Raw genomic sequence first — 15,540 nt, 5'->3', positions numbered from 1 at the left:
ATCCCCTAAAATCTGTCCCGACGCTGCCAGAGCAGCAGCAGGAAAAACGGTCCGCCAATCAGTGAAATCACAATTCCCGCCGGCAGCTGCAGCGGGAGGAATGCCAGCCGCCCGACGTTATCCGCCAGTAGCACAAGCAGCGCCCCCAGCACGGCGCTACCCGTCAGGAGCGCCGTTTGCCCGCCGCGGAGCAGCAGGCGCGCCATGTGCGGCGCAATCAGCCCGACAAAACCAATGCTGCCCACGCAGGAGACGCAGGCCGCCGTCAGCACTACCGGGGCGAGAACCCTTAGAAGCGCCAGCCGGTTTGTGCGCACGCCAAGGCCCGCTGCGGTGTGGTTACCAAGCAGCGCCACGTCCGCAGCGCGGGCGGTAACCAGCAGCAGCGCAAACGCCGGAAGCGCCCAGGCTGCGGCAATGCAGACCAGCGTCCAGTTTGCCGCGTGGAGGCTGCCCGCCAGCCATAGCATCGCCGTCTGCACGTCGCGCACGTCCGCCGTGGTCATAAAGACGCCCATTGCGGCGGCAAAGACCCACGACACGCCGATGCCGATCAGGATGAATCGCGGACGTGAGATATCGCGCGCCAGGGCCACCACCAGCAGCGCGGTGAGCAGCCCCCCGGCCATGCCAACCAGCGGCCGCCAGGCCAGGCCCAGCGCCGGGAACTGAAATATCAGCAGCAGTACCGCCGCGCTACAGCCCTCTTTCACCCCGATAAGCCCCGGATCGGCCAGGCCATTGCGGGTAATGGACTGCATTGCTGCCCCCGCCATGCCGAGCATCCCACCGCACAGCGCCGCCATCAGCAGGCGCGGCAGGCGGATATCCATCACGATGTAGCGCGTCTCTGACGTCAGGGTTTCTGGATAAAACAGCGCGCGCCCGATGGCGGAAGTGGGGATGGGCAGAGAGCCGTGCGTCAGGCCAAACCCCGTCAGCAGGCAGGCGGCCAGCGTCAGGATGACCAGACATACCAGCGTCTTTGGGCGGACCAGCGCCGAGAAGGTGCCAACGCGTAGCGCACGCAGTCCGGCGCGGTTCATTTAAACATCCTCGAGGCCATGAAGATAAAGACCAGGGCGCCAACCAGCGCGGTCATAATGCCGGTTGCCAGCTCCCAGGGCGAAAACAGCGTGCGGGCAGCGATATCCGCCAGCAGCAGAACCAGCGCCCCGCACAGGGCGGACAGCGGCACCATCACGCGCAGATCGACCGACACCAGACGGCGAACGAGCTGAGGCACCACGAGCCCAATAAAGCCGATCGGCCCGGCGAGGGAGACCGCCGCACCGCAGAGCAGCGCGATGGCCATCAGGGCAAGCAGCCGGGTTTTCAGCAGCGATACGCCAAGCCCCTGCGCCATTCTGTCGCCCAGCGCCAGCATGTTGAGCGAGGGCGACAGCCAGAGCGCCAGCGCAAAGCCCACGCCAGCCACCCACAGGGCGGCGGCAATCGTTTCACCGCTGACCCCCGCTAAATCCCCCGCCAGCCAGGTGCGCATGGCGAGCAGCGTCTGTTCATCGAGGATGAGCACCGTGGCGGTAATCGACGAGGCAAACGCCGACATCGCCACGCCGCACAGCGTGACCTTCATCGGTGTAAGCCCGGTGCGTCCGGACGAGGAGAACGTGAGCACCAGCAGAAACAGCGCCGCGGCTCCGGCGGCGGCAATCAGCGGGCGCCCAAACGGCAGCGTCATCCCCAGCGCGCTCGTCAGCACCACCGCGAGCGCCGCCCCGGCGTTGAGCCCCAGAATATGCGGTTCGCCGAGCGGGTTGCGGATCGTGGATTGCAGCAGCACGCCCGCCACGCCGAGCGCGGCCCCCGCCACCATCGCGGCGCAGAGGCGCAGCAGTCTGAGCTTGATGATGATGTTATGGTCGAAATTGCGCGGATCGAAGTGGAGGATGGCCTCCACCACCGTTTGCGGGGCGATAAAGCGGGCACCGATCCCCAGATGGGCAATCGCACCCGTTGCCAGCAGCACGGCGAACATCAGGAAAGCCAGAGAGGTGCGCATCATGGCTGTTTTGCGACCTGGCGAAACGGCATAAAGAACGGTTTACCGGTCAGCGGATTGATGGACATATGCACGTCGACATCAAACACCGCTTTAATCAGCTCCGGCGTGCAGGCGTCCCCTTCATGCAGTACGCCCTCGACTTTTCCCTGGCGTAAAAAGACCAGCGAATCGCCGTAGCTCACGGCGAAGTTGAGATCGTGCAGCACCACCACCACGGTACGTCCGTGCTCGCGCGTCAGCGTATGCAGCAGTTCGAGGATCTCCACCTGATACCGGAGATCGAGGAACGTGGTGGGTTCATCCAGCAGGATATAGGGCGTTTGCTGCGCCAGCGCCATGGCGATCCAGCAGCGCTGACGCTGGCCGCCGGACAGGCTTTCGACGGGCATGTGGGCAAACTCGGCCGTGCCGGTCAGGCGCAGGGCCTCCTCCACCGCCTGCTCATCCTCGTCGCTCCACTGGCGCATAACGTTCTGCCAGGGAAAACGCCCGCGCGAGACCAGCTCAAAGACGGTTAACCCTTCCGGCAGCAGCGGAGACTGCGGCAGGATGCCAAGCTGGCGGGCGACGGCTTTCGTCGGCTGCGCGTGGATCGCCTTGCCGTCGAGAACCGCCGCGCCGCCAAGCGGCTGAAGCAAACGCGCGATGGTACTCAGCAGCGTGGATTTTCCGCAGCCGTTCGCCCCCACCAGAACGGTGATTTTCTGCTGGGGGACCGCAAGGGAAATATCATCAACGATGATTTTTTTCTGATAACCGGCAGAAAGATTCTCCAGAACCAGACCCGGTTTTGTCGTGTTGTGAGCCACGTGCATGCCAACGTAATAAAAAAGGGAAACAAATATAAATAAAAATCATTCTCTTTTGAGAGTTTGAGGCCGCGCAATGTAGTAGTCAAGGGAAGAAACACCCTGAAAAAACCAGGGATAACGGTGTGCTACTACACTGGTCGGTAAAACAATAAAGACTTAATTTTCAATTAATTAACAGGCTACCACTGCGCTTTTCCGTTGCGTTTCAGAGATGTAGTCGATTTTTGGCTTTTTTCATTTACTACTACATTTCCGCATGATTGAATGATTCTCAATTACATGTTCGATGCCAGTTCTGGCTAACGGGCAGACCATAAAGGGCAATGACTCACAGGTTCTTCCGTAAAGCACCTTCACGGATATTTTGGGATAACAGTTGTAATGGCTACGTTCACACCTTCACTCTCTGGGATAAAAGGGCGCGCGCTCTTTTCACTGCTGTTTATGGCGCCGCTGTCGCAGGCAGCAGACACCACGGCTAAAGACGGCGAAACGCTTACCGTCACCGCCGATCCAAATGCTACGGCGGAGGCCACCAACGGCTACCAGCCGCTGAATACCTCCACCGCCACGCTGACCAACATGCCGATGCTGGATATCCCGCAGGTGGTGAATACCGTCAGCGATAAGGTGCTGGCGGATCAGCACGCCACCACGCTCGATGAAGCGCTCTATAACGTCAGCAACGTGGTGCAGACCAACACCCTGGGCGGTACGCAGGATGCCTTCGTGCGCCGCGGGTTTGGCGCAAACCGCGACGGCTCGATCATGACCAACGGCCTGCGCACCGTGCTGCCGCGCAGCTTTAACGCCGCAACCGAACGCGTGGAAGTGCTGAAAGGCCCGGCCTCAACGCTGTACGGCATTCTCGATCCGGGCGGCCTGATTAACGTCGTCACGAAGCGCCCGGAGAAAATCTTCGGTGGCTCGATTTCTGCCACCTCTTCCAGCTTTGGCGGCGGCACCGGACAGGTCGATGTCACTGGTCCGATTGAGGGCACGCGCCTGGCGTATCGCCTCACGGGCGAGTATCAGGACGAGGATTACTGGCGCAACTTCGGCAACGAACGCAGCACCTTTATCGCCCCGTCGCTCACCTGGTTCGGCGACGATGCCACCGTGACCGTGCTCTATTCGCATCGCGACTATAAGACGCCGTTCGATCGCGGAACGATCTTCGATCTCAACACTAAAAAGGCCGTCGACGTCGATCGCAAAACCCGCTTTGACGAGCCCTTCAACGTGACTGACGGGCAGTCCGATCTCGCTCAGCTTAACGCGGAATACCGCCTCAACAGCCAGTGGACCGCGAAGTTCGACTACAGCTACAGCCAGGATAAATACAGCGACAACCAGGCCCGCGTAATGGCCTACGATTCAAAAACCGGCACCCTGACCCGCCGGGTGGATGCAACCCAGGGCTCAACCCAGCGCATGCACAGCACCCGTGCGGATCTGCAGGGCAACGTGGATATCGCGGGCTTTTATAATGAGATCCTCACCGGCGTGTCGTATGAAAATTACGATCTGCTGCGCACGGACATGATGCGCTGTAAGAACGTCAAAGGTTTCAATATCTATAATCCGGTTTACGGCAAACTCGACGAGTGTACAACCGTCTCCGCCGCTGACAGCGACCAGACGCTCAAGCAGGAGAGCTACTCGGCCTACGCCCAGGATGCCCTGTACCTGACGGATAAATGGATCGCCGTCGCCGGGCTGCGCTACCAGTATTACACCCAGTACGCGGGCAAAGGTCGTCCCTTTAACGTCAATACCGATAGCCGCGACGAGCAGTGGACGCCGAAGCTGGGGCTGGTTTACAAACTGACGCCAGCAGTCTCGCTGTTTGCCAACTATTCGCAGACGTTTATGCCGCAGTCGTCCATTGCGAGCTACATTGGCGACCTGCCGCCGGAAACCTCAAACGCGTACGAAGTAGGGGCAAAGTTCGATCTGTTCGACGGCATAACCGCCAATATCGCGCTGTTTGATATTCACAAGCGCAACGTGCTGTATACCGAAAGCATCGGGGGCGAAACCATCGCCAAAACCGCGGGCCGCGTGCGCTCTCAGGGCGTGGAGGTGGATCTCGCAGGCTCGCTGACCGAGAACACCAATATTATCGCCAGCTACGGCTATACCGACGCGAAGGTACTGGAGGACCCGGACTACGCGGGCAAACCGCTGCCGAACGTGCCGCGCCACACCGGCTCCCTGTTCCTGACGTACGACATTCATAATGCGTTTGCCGGGAATACCCTGACGCTCGGCGGCGGCGGGCACGGCGTAAGCCGCCGCTCGGCGACCAACGGTGCGGATTATTATCTGCCGGGCTATTTCGTGGCGGATGCGTTTGCGGCGTATAAGATGAAGCTGCAGTATCCGGTGACGCTGCAGGTGAACGTGAAGAACCTGTTTGATAAGACCTACTACACGTCGTCGATTGCGACCAACAACCTGGGCAACCAGATTGGCGACCCGCGCGAAGTGCAGTTTACGGTGAAGATGGAGTTTTGATGTAAAAAAGCCCGGTGGCGCTAATGCTTACCGGGCCTACGATCCATTCCCTCTCCCTGTGGGAGAGGGTTAGGGTGAGGGTATCAGGCCTCAATATCCGCCATATCCCCTTTCTCCTGCAGCCAGTTACGTCGGTCTTCCGAACGTTTCTTGGCGAGGAGCATATCCATCACGGCGTTGGTTTGCTGTTCGTCTTCGTCGCTGATCGTCAGCTGCACCAGGCGGCGCGTGTTCGGATCCAGCGTCGTTTCGCGCAGTTGCATCGGGTTCATTTCGCCCAGCCCTTTAAAGCGCTGCACATTTGGTTTGCCCTTCTTACGCTTAAGCTGCTCCAGCACGCCCGCCTTCTCTTCTTCCGTCAGCGCGTAGTACACCTCTTTGCCGAGGTCGATACGGTAGAGCGGCGGCAGCGCCACGTGGACGTGACCGTTTTTCACCAGCGTGCGGAAGTGCTTCACAAACAGCGCGCACAGCAGCGTGGCGATGTGCAGACCATCGGAGTCCGCATCCGCGAGAATGCAGATCTTGCCGTAGCGCAGCTGGCTCAGATCCTCGCTGTCCGGATCGATGCCGATCGCAACGGAGATGTCGTGCACTTCCTGCGAGGCCAGCACTTCGTCTGAAGAGACTTCCCAGGTGTTCAGGATCTTACCCTTGAGTGGCATGATCGCCTGATATTCACGATCGCGCGCCTGTTTGGCCGACCCACCCGCCGAATCCCCTTCCACGAGGAACAGCTCGGTGCGGTTGAGATCCTGCGCGGTGCAGTCCGCCAGCTTGCCCGGCAGCGCAGGGCCGCTGGTCAGCTTTTTACGCACCACTTTCTTCGCGGCACGCAGACGACGCTGGGCGCTGGAGATGGCCATTTCAGCCAGCATCTCAGCCGCCTGAACGTTCTGGTTCAGCCACAGGGTAAACGCATCTTTCACCACGCCGGAGACGAACGCCGCGCACTGGCGCGATGACAGACGTTCTTTGGTCTGACCGGCAAACTGCGGATCCTGCATCTTCACGGAGAGCACGTAGGCGCAGCGGTCCCAGATATCTTCCGCCGAGAGCTTCACGCCGCGCGGCAGAATGTTGCGGTATTCGCAGAACTCACGCATCGCGTCCAGCAGTCCCTGACGCAGGCCGTTGACGTGGGTACCGCCGAGCATGGTTGGGATCAGGTTGACGTAGCTTTCGGTCAGCAGCTCACCGCCTTCCGGCAGCCACAGCAGCGCCCAGTCCACCGCTTCGGTATCACCGCTAAAGTTACCGACGAACGGTTTTTCCGGCAGCGTTGGCAGGCCGTTTACCGCTTCGCACAGGTAGTCGTTCAGGCCATCGGCGTAGCACCAGGTCTGCTCGGTGTTGTTGACGTGATCTTTAAAGGTAATTTCCACGCCCGGGCACAGTACCGCTTTGGCTTTCAGCAGGTGCGTCAGGCGAGAAACGGAAAAACGCGGGCTGTCGAAGAAGCTTTCGTCAGGCCAGAAGTGGACGGTTGTGCCGGTGTTGCGTTTAGCGCACGTGCCGACAACCTGCAGATCCTGCACCTTCTCGCCGTTTTCAAACGCGATGTTGTAGACCTGGCCGTCGCGACGGACGTTCACTTCCACGCGTTTGGACAGGGCGTTCACCACGGAAATCCCCACGCCGTGCAGACCACCGGAGAACTGATAGTTCTTGTTGGAGAACTTACCGCCCGCGTGCAGTCGGCAGAGAATCAGCTCAACGGCAGGCACGCCCTCTTCCGGGTGGATGTCCACCGGCATGCCGCGACCGTCGTCGATGACCTCCAGCGACTGATCGGCGTGCAGGATGACGTCAACGCGTTTGGCATGGCCCGCCAGCGCTTCGTCCACACTGTTATCAATAACTTCCTGGCCCAGATGGTTCGGGCGCGTCGTATCGGTATACATCCCCGGGCGGCGGCGAACCGGCTCAAGCCCGGTGAGTACCTCAATGGCATCAGCGTTATAGGTTTGCGTCATGATTTAAACTAGCAATTCGCATTGATTGTCAGTGGCTGTGCAGTCCAAGAAAATCGACAATCTGGGTGAAATGATCCTCAAAGCCCGTGAAAGCATGGTTTCCGCCCTCTTCTATAGTCTGGCGGCAGGAGGCGTAATACGCCACTGCCTGGCGGTAATCCAGCACTTCATCACCCGTCTGCTGCAGCAGCCAGATGAGATCCGGCGCTTCAAGCGGGTCGACCTGCATAACTTTGAGATCGTAAATATGGCGTGACTCTAGCACATATTGCTGCCCGGTGTAGGGGTTCTCGTTTTCGCCAAGAAAGTCCCTCAGCAGCTCAAATGGCCGTACCGCCGGATTAACCACAACGGCGGGCAGCATAAAGCATTGTGAGAGCCAGGTGGCATAGTACCCGCCCAGCGATGAGCCGACTACGCCAAAGGATTCACCGCCGTGTTCAAGCACGATCGATTCGAGCATTTCCGCCGCCTCCGCCGGGTACGGCGGCAGCTGCGGGATAATCATCTCAACGTGGGGGTGATGCTCGCTCAGCCACTGGCGAAACTGCGTCGCTTTTGCGGAGCGCGGCGAGCTGTTGAATCCGTGCAGATAAAGGAGCGTAGACATCAGTAGCCTTCTGAAGCGGTATCCGGGCGGAACTCTGCGCCTGCCAGACGGCAGACTTCCGTGGTCAGCGTGCCGTCGGCATGCAGTTCCAGCCAGCGCCAGCCTGGCGCAATGGTATCCAGCGTAAAGTTGGCGCAGTGCGGCTTAAACTGCACACAGGTTGACGGCGTCGCCAGCATGCGGCGTCCGTTCCAGTCGAGATCCTGTTCCTGATGGATGTGTCCGCACAGCAGGTGTTTCACGCGCGGGTATTTCGCCAGCACACTATCCAGCGCCGCGGAGTTACGCAGGCTGTGCTGATCCAGCCAGCTGCAGCCCGCCGGCAGCGGATGATGATGGAGCAACAGCAGCGTATGACGTTCAGGTTCGGCAGCCAGTTTGGTCTCCAGCCAGTCGAGTTGAAACTCGCTTAATTCACCGTGCGGGACGCCAAATACCTGGCTGTCCAGCAGCAGGATCTGCCACTGTTCACCCGCAAATACGCACTTCGCCGGAGAAATCCCCGCATCCTGAAGGGAGCTGTACATTGCGGGCTGGAAATCGTGGTTTCCGGGCAGCCAGACGCAAGGCACGCTAAAGCTCGCGATGCCTTCAGCAAAATGCTGGTAGGCCGCGGAGGACTGGTCCTGCGCCAGATCGCCCGTTGCGACAATCAGGTCGCAGTCGCGATGTTCAGCGTGAATGGCGCTCAGTACCGCCTGATAACTCTCCCAGGTATTAACCCCCAGCAAAGTTTCATGCTTTTCGGCAAAAAGGTGGGTATCGGTGATTTGTAATATCCTGACTGGCGCCCCACCAGCAACAGTCAGGTTCAACAGGCTTTCCAAATGGTGTCCTTAGGTAGGTTTATGACGCTAACAAACCGGAATCGCCATTGCTCCATGTGCTAAACAATATCTTAGCCAGTCGGCTAAAAACTGGTTAATTTGATGCTTTTCGTCGCGTTGATGCAACTTTTTATTCGGATAATCATACCGCGCCTTGAAGCGAAAGATCTGCTGACTTGAACACACTTCAGCGACCATCGCGTCATGATAGAGACGCACCGTCATTGACGGCAGGCTCCAGTAGCTGATGCTGGGCGCTGTTTGTTCTATTTCCACCAGCGTAGTGTAGCGCGTTGATTCTGTTATCGTTAACCGATACTGCGCGTTGCTCACCTGATAGCTTACCGTTTCGCCGGGTGCGTCGTTTCTCGGCAGCAGGCGGCGCAGCTGTGCGAAATTGGTTTCGCACAGGCGCATCATTTCTGGGAAGTCAGGGGTATAGCGCTTCATTTTTTCCACTCGTTTCGTAATGTCTGATAATGCAGCTGCAGCCATTGCAGGGCGATGACAGACGCTGCGTTGTCGATTTTCCCCTCTTCTACCCACTGATAAGCCTGTTCCCGGCTCACCACATGAACCCGAATATCTTCGTTTTCATCAGCCAGACCGTGAATACCTTCTGCGGTCGTGGCGTCCACTTCGCCCACCATAATGGATAAGCGTTCGCTGGTGCCACCCGGACTCGCCAGATAGCTCAACACCGGTTTAGTGCGGCCTACCACCAGCCCGGCCTCTTCCAGCGCCTCGCGACGGGCGACGTCTTCAACCGACTCGCCCTCTTCGATCATCCCTGCCACCATCTCCAGCAGCCACGGGCTTTCACTGGTGTCATACGCGGCAATGCGGATCTGCTCCACCAGCACGACTTCGTCACGCACTGGGTCAAAGGGTAGCAAGACAGCCGCATGCCCGCGCTCAAAAATTTCACGTCTGATTTCGCCGCTCATTTCACCGTTGAACAGGCGATGCCTGAAACGGTAAAGATCCATCGAAAAAAAACCGCTATAAAGCGTTTCTCGTGCAATAATTTCTACATCGTTTTTGGCGAATGTCACGGGCAACTTTTCTGGTTTTTGCATGAGTCGAGTCCTGGTAGCAATGGTGATGAAATTGTGAATTTCAAGGCTGTTTGGCTGCCGTTTGTAAGGCTATATGGTAGATTGGTGCAAATTACCGCCAGATGGCACGTAACGCCAACCTTTTGGTGTGGATGATTCTGTTAGAATCGGCAATTATTTTTTAATTAGATCAGCGCTAATACTGCTTCACAACAAGGAATGCAAATGAAGAAATTGCTCCCCATCCTTATCGGCCTGAGCCTGACGGGCTTCAGTGCAATGAGCCAGGCGGAAAACCTGTTACAGGTCTACCAGCAGGCACGTCTGGGCAACCCTGATTTACGTAAATCAGCGGCCGATCGTGATGCTGCGTTTGAAAAGATTAACGAAGCGCGTAGCCCACTGCTGCCGCAGTTAGGTTTAGGTGCAGATTATACCTACAGCAACGGTTTCCGCGACGCTAACGGCGTTAACTCCAATGCTACCAGCGCCTCACTGCAATTAACACAGACGCTGTTTGATATGTCCAAATGGCGCGCCCTGACCCTGCAGGAAAAGAGCGCGGGCATCCAGGATGTGACCTATCAGACCGACCAGCAAACGCTGATCCTGAATACTGCCACCGCGTACTTCAACGTGCTGAGCGCCATTGACGCGCTCTCCTACACCGAAGCGCAGAAACAGGCGATCTACCGTCAGTTAGATCAAACCACCCAGCGCTTCAACGTGGGTCTGGTGGCGATCACCGACGTGCAGAACGCCCGTTCACAGTACGACACCGTGCTGGCCAACGAAGTGACCGCGCGTAACAACCTCGACAACGCGCTGGAATCCCTGCGCCAGGTGACCGGGAATTACTATCCTGAGCTGGCTTCCCTGAACGTCGACAGCTTCAAAACGGATAAGCCGCAGGCCGTTAACGCCCTGCTGAAAGAGGCGGAAAACCGCAACCTGACGTTGCTGCAGGCGCGTCTGAGCCAGGACCTGGCCCGCGAGCAAATTCGTCAGGCGCAGGACGGCCATCTGCCAACCCTGAGCCTGAGCGCGTCCACCGGCGTTTCTGACACGACCTACAGCGGCTCTAAAACCAATTCTGCCCAGTATGACGACAGCAATATGGGTCAGAACAAAGTGGGCCTGAGCTTCTCTCTGCCACTGTACCAGGGCGGTCAGGTAAACTCTCAGGTGAAACAGGCGCAGTACAACTTTGTTGGCGCGAGCGAGCAGCTGGAAAGCGCGCACCGCAACGTGGTGCAGACCGTGCGTTCGTCCTTCAACAACGTGAACGCGTCTATCAGTAGCATCAACGCCTATAAACAGGCCGTTGTGTCTGCACAGAGCTCCCTGGACGCGATGGAAGCGGGTTACTCGGTCGGTACACGTACTATCGTTGACGTGCTCGACGCGACCACCACGCTGTACAACGCGAAACAGCAGCTCTCCAGCGCGCGTTATCAGTACCTGATTAACCAGCTGAACATTAAGCAGGCTCTGGGTACGCTGAACGAGCAGGATCTGCAGATGCTGAACAGCGCGCTGGGCAAACCGGTCTCTACCTCGCCGGACAGCGTTGCACCGGAGAACCCGGAGCAGGTTGCCGCCGTTGATAACTTCAACGCTAACGGCAGCGCCCCTGCCGCACAGCCAGCGGCCGCGCGTAGCACGGCACCTGCAAGCAGCGGTTCTAACCCGTTCCGTAACTAAGAGTGTTATCACGCCCTCTCTCACCGGGAGAGGGCGCAGCTGAATCACACCCGAACGTAAGCCAACGTAAAGATCCCCCTGATTCCGCCCCTCTTCGCTTCATTTTCAACCACTCATCCACTATCCTGAGCGTTATTACCACTGGGTCCTGGAAGACAAACATGAAACGGACAAAAACGATTAACCACGCGTCGTTCCGCAAAAGCTGGAACGCACGTCATCTCACCCCTGTTGCGCTGGCAGTAACCGCTGTCTTTATGCTGGCAGGCTGTGAGAAAAACGACGAAACGGTTTCGCTGTATCAAAACGCGGACGACTGCTCCGCCGCAACCGGCCAGGCAGCAGAATGTAAAACCGCCTACACCAACGCCCTGAAAGAAGCGGAACGCACCGCGCCGAAATACGCCTCACGCGAAGACTGCGTGGCGGAATTTGGTGAAGGACAGTGTCAGCAAACGCCAGCTCAGGCAGGTACTGCGCCGGAAAATCAGGCGCAGGCGCAGTCCAGCGGCAGCTTCTGGATGCCATTAATGGCAGGCTACATGATGGGCCGCCTGATGGGCGGCGGTGCGGGCTATCAGCAGCAACCGCTGTTTAGCTCAAAAAACCCGGCCAGCCCGGCTTATGGTCAATATACCGATGCCAGCGGCAAAGGCTATGGCGCAGCGACCCCGGGCCGCACCGTGACCGTCCCGAAAACCGCGATGGCGCCGAAGCCTGCGACCACCAGCACCATCACCCGCGGTGGGTTCGGTGAGTCTGTGGCGAAACAGACCAGCATGCAGCGTAGTGCAACAGGCACTTCCACTCGCTCAATGGGCGGCTGATCATGGAACGAGTCGGTATTACCGAGCGCCCGGACTGGCGCGAAAAAGCCACTGAATACGGTTTTAACTTCCACACCATGTACGGCGAGCCGTACTGGTGTGAAGATGCTTACTACAAACTGACGCTCGACCAGGTGGAAAAACTGGAAGAGGTGACGGCCGAGCTGCACCAGATGTGCCTGAAGGTGGTGGATAAAGTCATCGACAGCGACGAGCTGATGACTAAATTCCGTATTCCGAAGCACACCTGGAGTTTCGTCCGTCAGTCGTGGAAAACGAATCAGCCTTCGCTTTACTCTCGCCTCGATCTGGCGTGGGATGGCGTGGGTGAGCCGAAGCTTTTAGAAAACAACGCGGATACGCCGACCTCTCTTTACGAAGCGGCATTCTTCCAGTGGATTTGGCTGGAAGATCAGATGAACGCCGGAAACCTGCCGGAAGGTAGCGACCAGTTCAACAGCCTGCAGGAAAAGCTGATTGAGCGTTTCGCCGAACTGCGGGAGCAGTTCGGCTTCAATCTGCTGCATCTTGCCTGCTGTCGCGACACGGAAGAAGACAGGGGCACGGTTCAGTATCTGCAGGACTGCGCGGCCGAAGCGGAAGTGGCGAATGAATTCCTCTATATCGAGGATATCGGCCTGGGGGAAAAAGGTCAGTTTACGGATATGCAGGATCAGGTGATCAGCAACCTGTTCAAGCTCTATCCGTGGGAATATATGCTGCGTGAAATGTTCTCCACCAAGCTGGAAGACGCGGGCGTGCGCTGGCTGGAACCGGCGTGGAAGAGCATTATCTCCAACAAAGCCCTGCTGCCGATGCTGTGGGAGATGTTCCCGAACCACCCTAACCTGTTGCCAGCTTACTTTGCCGAAGATGAGTTCCCACCGATGGAGAAATACGTCGTTAAGCCTATCTTTTCCCGCGAAGGCGCGAACGTCTCCATTATCGAAAACGGTAAAACGCTGGAAGCGGTTGAAGGTCCATACGGTGAAGAAGGGATGATCGTCCAGGAGTTTTATCAACTGCCGAAATTTGGCGACAGCTATACGCTGATCGGCAGCTGGCTTATTAATGATCAACCTGCCGGGATTGGTATTCGCGAAGATCGCGCGTTGATTACGCAGGATCTGTCACGGTTCTATCCGCATATTTTTGTTGAATAAAACTTGCCCGGTGGCGCTACGCTTACCGGGCATGTTTTTACCCCACCTGCACCGACAGCATACTCAAACTGCCCATCTCAATGCCGTCAACCGGAATGGTAACCGGCTCCTGACCGTCCCATGCACCTAACACATACAGCAGCGGCAGGAAGTGTTCCGGCGTCGGGTTAGAGAGCGAACCGCCTTCGTGATCCAGATAGTTCACTAACGGATGCTTCTCAACCGGGCCTTGCCAGGTCAGGTTCGCTTTGACGTAGGCGTTAAAAGCGCTCGCCCACGGGTATGGCGTGTTCTCACCGTGCCAGCGCGCCGTACGCAGGTTATGCACCACGTTGCCGCTTGCCACCAGCATGATGCCCTCATCACGCAGGGTCGCCAGTTTGCGGCCCATTTCCAGATGCCAGGCCGCCGGTTTAGTGCTGTCGATGCTTAACTGCACCATCGGAATATCTGCATCAGGGTACATCTTAATCAGTACGCCCCACGAGCCGTGGTCAAATCCCCAGGCTTCTTTATCCAGCGTCACTGGAACAGGTGCGAGCAACTCTACCAGCCGCTGTGCCAGCGCAGGCGAGCCGGGAGCCGGATAATGCGTATCATACAGCGCCTGCGGGAAGCCGCCGAAATCATGAATGGTTTTAGGCGTTTCCATGGCCGTCACGCCGGTACCACGGGTAAACCAGTGCGCAGACACCACCACAATCGCCTTCGGACGCGGCAATGTCTCCCCCAGATGACGCCAGGCGCGGGTATAAACGTTGTCTTCCAGAACGTTCATTGGGCTGCCGTGGCCTAAAAACAGTGCAGGCATACGAGAAGAAGACATGGTGGTATCCTTAGAGAAGGTGTCAATTTGATGGTTCTACATTACGCGCATTCAGGTGAAGATAAACGCAGATAACCGTGAAGATCATCATCAGGAAATTTGAACGTAAGATATCCCTTAAGGAGAGTGCATGTCAGTACCCTTAATTTTGACCGTGCTTGCGGGTGCCGCGACCTTTATCGGTGCGTTCCTCGGCGTGCTCGGGCAAAAACCGTCTAATCGTCTTCTGGCGTTCTCGCTGGGCTTCGCCGCTGGGATCATGCTGCTTATCTCGCTGATGGAGATGCTGCCAGCAGCGCTTCACACCGAGGGAATGTCTCCGGTTCTGGGCTACGGCATGTTCATCGTTGGTCTGCTGGGCTATTTTGCGCTCGACCGTATGCTGCCCCACGCCCACCCTCAGGATTTGATGCAAAAAAGCGTTACTCCAATCCCCGGCAACATCAAGCGCACGGCGATCCTGCTGACGCTGGGTATCAGCCTGCACAACTTCCCGGAAGGTGTCGCCACGTATGTCACGGCCAGCAGCAATCTGGAAATGGGATTTGGTGTCGCGCTGGCGGTAGCCTTACACAATATTCCTGAAGGACTTGCCGTGGCCGGGCCGGTTTATGCCGCAACGGGTTCAAAACGTACTGCCGTCTTCTGGGCGGGGATTTCCGGGATGGCCGAAATTCTCGGCGGCGTGCTGGCGTGGCTGATCCTTGGAAGCCTCGTCTCCCCTGTCGTGATGGCGGCGATTATGGCTGCCGTGGCCGGGATTATGGTTGCGCTCTCTGTCGATGAGCTGATGCCGCTGGCGAAAGAGATCGATCCTAACAATAATCCCAGCTACGGCGTGCTGTGCGGCATGTCGGTGATGGGGTTAAGCCTGGTGCTGCTGCAAACGGCAGGTATAGGCTGACACGGATGCCCTCATCGATGAGGGCAATTCTTTGATGCGCCCCAGCGCAGTCGTTGCATTTTACACTGTCTGCGGCTCTGTATTTACAATTGGAAAATCAAGAGTTTTTATGGATATTTTTAAGCGCAATATTTTCCAATTAAATTGCGCTTAAAAAACCGCTGCTGCATGAAATATTAACCGGTTACGATAGTAATAAATTATATATTAACCTTCTCTAAAAATATCTTTAAGCCTCATTAATCGTAAAAGCCTCCCTCATCCCGTTATACTTTGCGAGTATTCTG

General features: G+C 57.5%; 14 protein-coding genes. 5 read left to right on the top strand and 9 right to left on the bottom strand.

The annotated features are described in order from the left end of the window. Positions 1-5: 5 nt before the first annotated feature. The 3 genes from IM313_RS03925 to IM313_RS03915 are packed head-to-tail and all read right to left on the bottom strand — an operon-like array spanning position 6 to position 2,835. Entirely contained in the window at positions 6-1,046 is a 1,041-nt protein-coding gene (locus IM313_RS03925; RefSeq protein WP_192971898.1) for an iron ABC transporter permease, read from the bottom strand. Continuing rightward, positions 1,043-2,026 carry an iron ABC transporter permease gene (locus tag IM313_RS03920; protein WP_192971899.1) on the bottom strand — a complete coding sequence of 328 codons (984 nt, stop codon included), beginning with the start codon at positions 2,024-2,026 and terminating at the stop codon, positions 1,043-1,045. Before IM313_RS03920 ends, IM313_RS03925 begins: the two co-directional genes overlap by 4 nt. Further along, positions 2,023-2,835, bottom strand: coding sequence for an ABC transporter ATP-binding protein (locus IM313_RS03915; RefSeq protein WP_126817121.1), 813 nt, complete (start codon positions 2,833-2,835; stop codon positions 2,023-2,025). Before IM313_RS03915 ends, IM313_RS03920 begins: the two co-directional genes overlap by 4 nt. A gap of 384 nt (positions 2,836-3,219) precedes the next feature. On the opposite strand from IM313_RS03915, the gene IM313_RS03910 reads away from it, so the two are divergent. Then, positions 3,220-5,358: a TonB-dependent siderophore receptor gene (locus IM313_RS03910; protein ID WP_047367385.1), complete on the top strand. Its 2,139-nt coding sequence runs from the start codon at positions 3,220-3,222 to the stop codon at positions 5,356-5,358. A gap of 83 nt (positions 5,359-5,441) precedes the next feature. Here the strand turns inward: IM313_RS03910 and parE are convergent, their stop codons facing one another. From parE to nudF, 5 genes are read right to left on the bottom strand one after another with little or no spacing between them, the layout of a single operon-like run. Then, entirely contained in the window at positions 5,442-7,334 is a 1,893-nt protein-coding gene (gene parE, locus IM313_RS03905) for a DNA topoisomerase IV subunit B (protein WP_192971900.1), read from the bottom strand. A gap of 28 nt (positions 7,335-7,362) precedes the next feature. Beyond that, complete coding sequence (yqiA, locus tag IM313_RS03900; protein ID WP_041908103.1) at positions 7,363-7,944, bottom strand: esterase YqiA; 582 nt, start codon at positions 7,942-7,944, stop codon at positions 7,363-7,365. Next, complete coding sequence (gene cpdA, locus IM313_RS03895) at positions 7,944-8,771, bottom strand: 3',5'-cyclic-AMP phosphodiesterase (protein ID WP_028014441.1); 828 nt, start codon at positions 8,769-8,771, stop codon at positions 7,944-7,946. Before cpdA ends, yqiA begins: the two co-directional genes overlap by 1 nt. A 27-nt stretch (positions 8,772-8,798) precedes the next feature. Next, complete coding sequence (locus IM313_RS03890; protein WP_003862516.1) at positions 8,799-9,221, bottom strand: DUF1249 family protein; 423 nt, start codon at positions 9,219-9,221, stop codon at positions 8,799-8,801. After that, entirely contained in the window at positions 9,218-9,850 is a 633-nt protein-coding gene (gene nudF, locus IM313_RS03885; protein WP_028014443.1) for an ADP-ribose diphosphatase, read from the bottom strand. Before nudF ends, IM313_RS03890 begins: the two co-directional genes overlap by 4 nt. A gap of 204 nt (positions 9,851-10,054) precedes the next feature. Between nudF and tolC the strand changes: the two genes are divergently transcribed. The 3 genes from tolC to IM313_RS03870 all read left to right on the top strand — a co-directional run bounded on the left by tolC (position 10,055) and on the right by IM313_RS03870 (position 13,523). Beyond that, positions 10,055-11,533: an outer membrane channel protein TolC gene (tolC, locus tag IM313_RS03880; protein ID WP_028014444.1), complete on the top strand. Its 1,479-nt coding sequence runs from the start codon at positions 10,055-10,057 to the stop codon at positions 11,531-11,533. A gap of 161 nt (positions 11,534-11,694) precedes the next feature. After that, on the top strand, positions 11,695-12,360 hold the full coding sequence (locus tag IM313_RS03875) for a DUF1190 family protein (protein ID WP_028014445.1): 666 nt from the start codon (positions 11,695-11,697) through the stop codon (positions 12,358-12,360). A 2-nt stretch (positions 12,361-12,362) separates the two neighbouring features. Continuing rightward, positions 12,363-13,523: a glutathionylspermidine synthase family protein gene (locus tag IM313_RS03870; RefSeq protein WP_192971901.1), complete on the top strand. Its 1,161-nt coding sequence runs from the start codon at positions 12,363-12,365 to the stop codon at positions 13,521-13,523. Positions 13,524-13,560: 37 nt separating this feature from the next. On the opposite strand, the gene ygiD is transcribed toward IM313_RS03870, so the two are convergent. Beyond that, positions 13,561-14,349 (bottom strand): 4,5-DOPA dioxygenase extradiol, encoded by a 789-nt coding sequence (ygiD, locus tag IM313_RS03865; protein WP_063943071.1) that lies wholly within the window; start codon positions 14,347-14,349, stop codon positions 13,561-13,563. 130 nt (positions 14,350-14,479) lie between these two features. Here ygiD and zupT point away from each other — a divergent pair, with 130 nt between their 5' ends. Beyond that, positions 14,480-15,253, top strand: a complete 774-nt coding sequence (zupT, locus tag IM313_RS03860) for a zinc transporter ZupT (RefSeq protein ID WP_028014448.1) — start codon at positions 14,480-14,482, stop codon at positions 15,251-15,253. The last annotated feature ends 287 nt before the right edge of the window (positions 15,254-15,540 follow it).

The sequence above is a fragment of the Enterobacter cloacae complex sp. P2B genome (assembly GCF_014895985.1).
Classification (GTDB): Bacteria; Pseudomonadota; Gammaproteobacteria; order Enterobacterales; family Enterobacteriaceae; genus Enterobacter; species Enterobacter bugandensis.
Note: the sequence above shows the minus strand (reverse complement) of the source record. Positions and strands in the feature narration are given on the sequence as shown.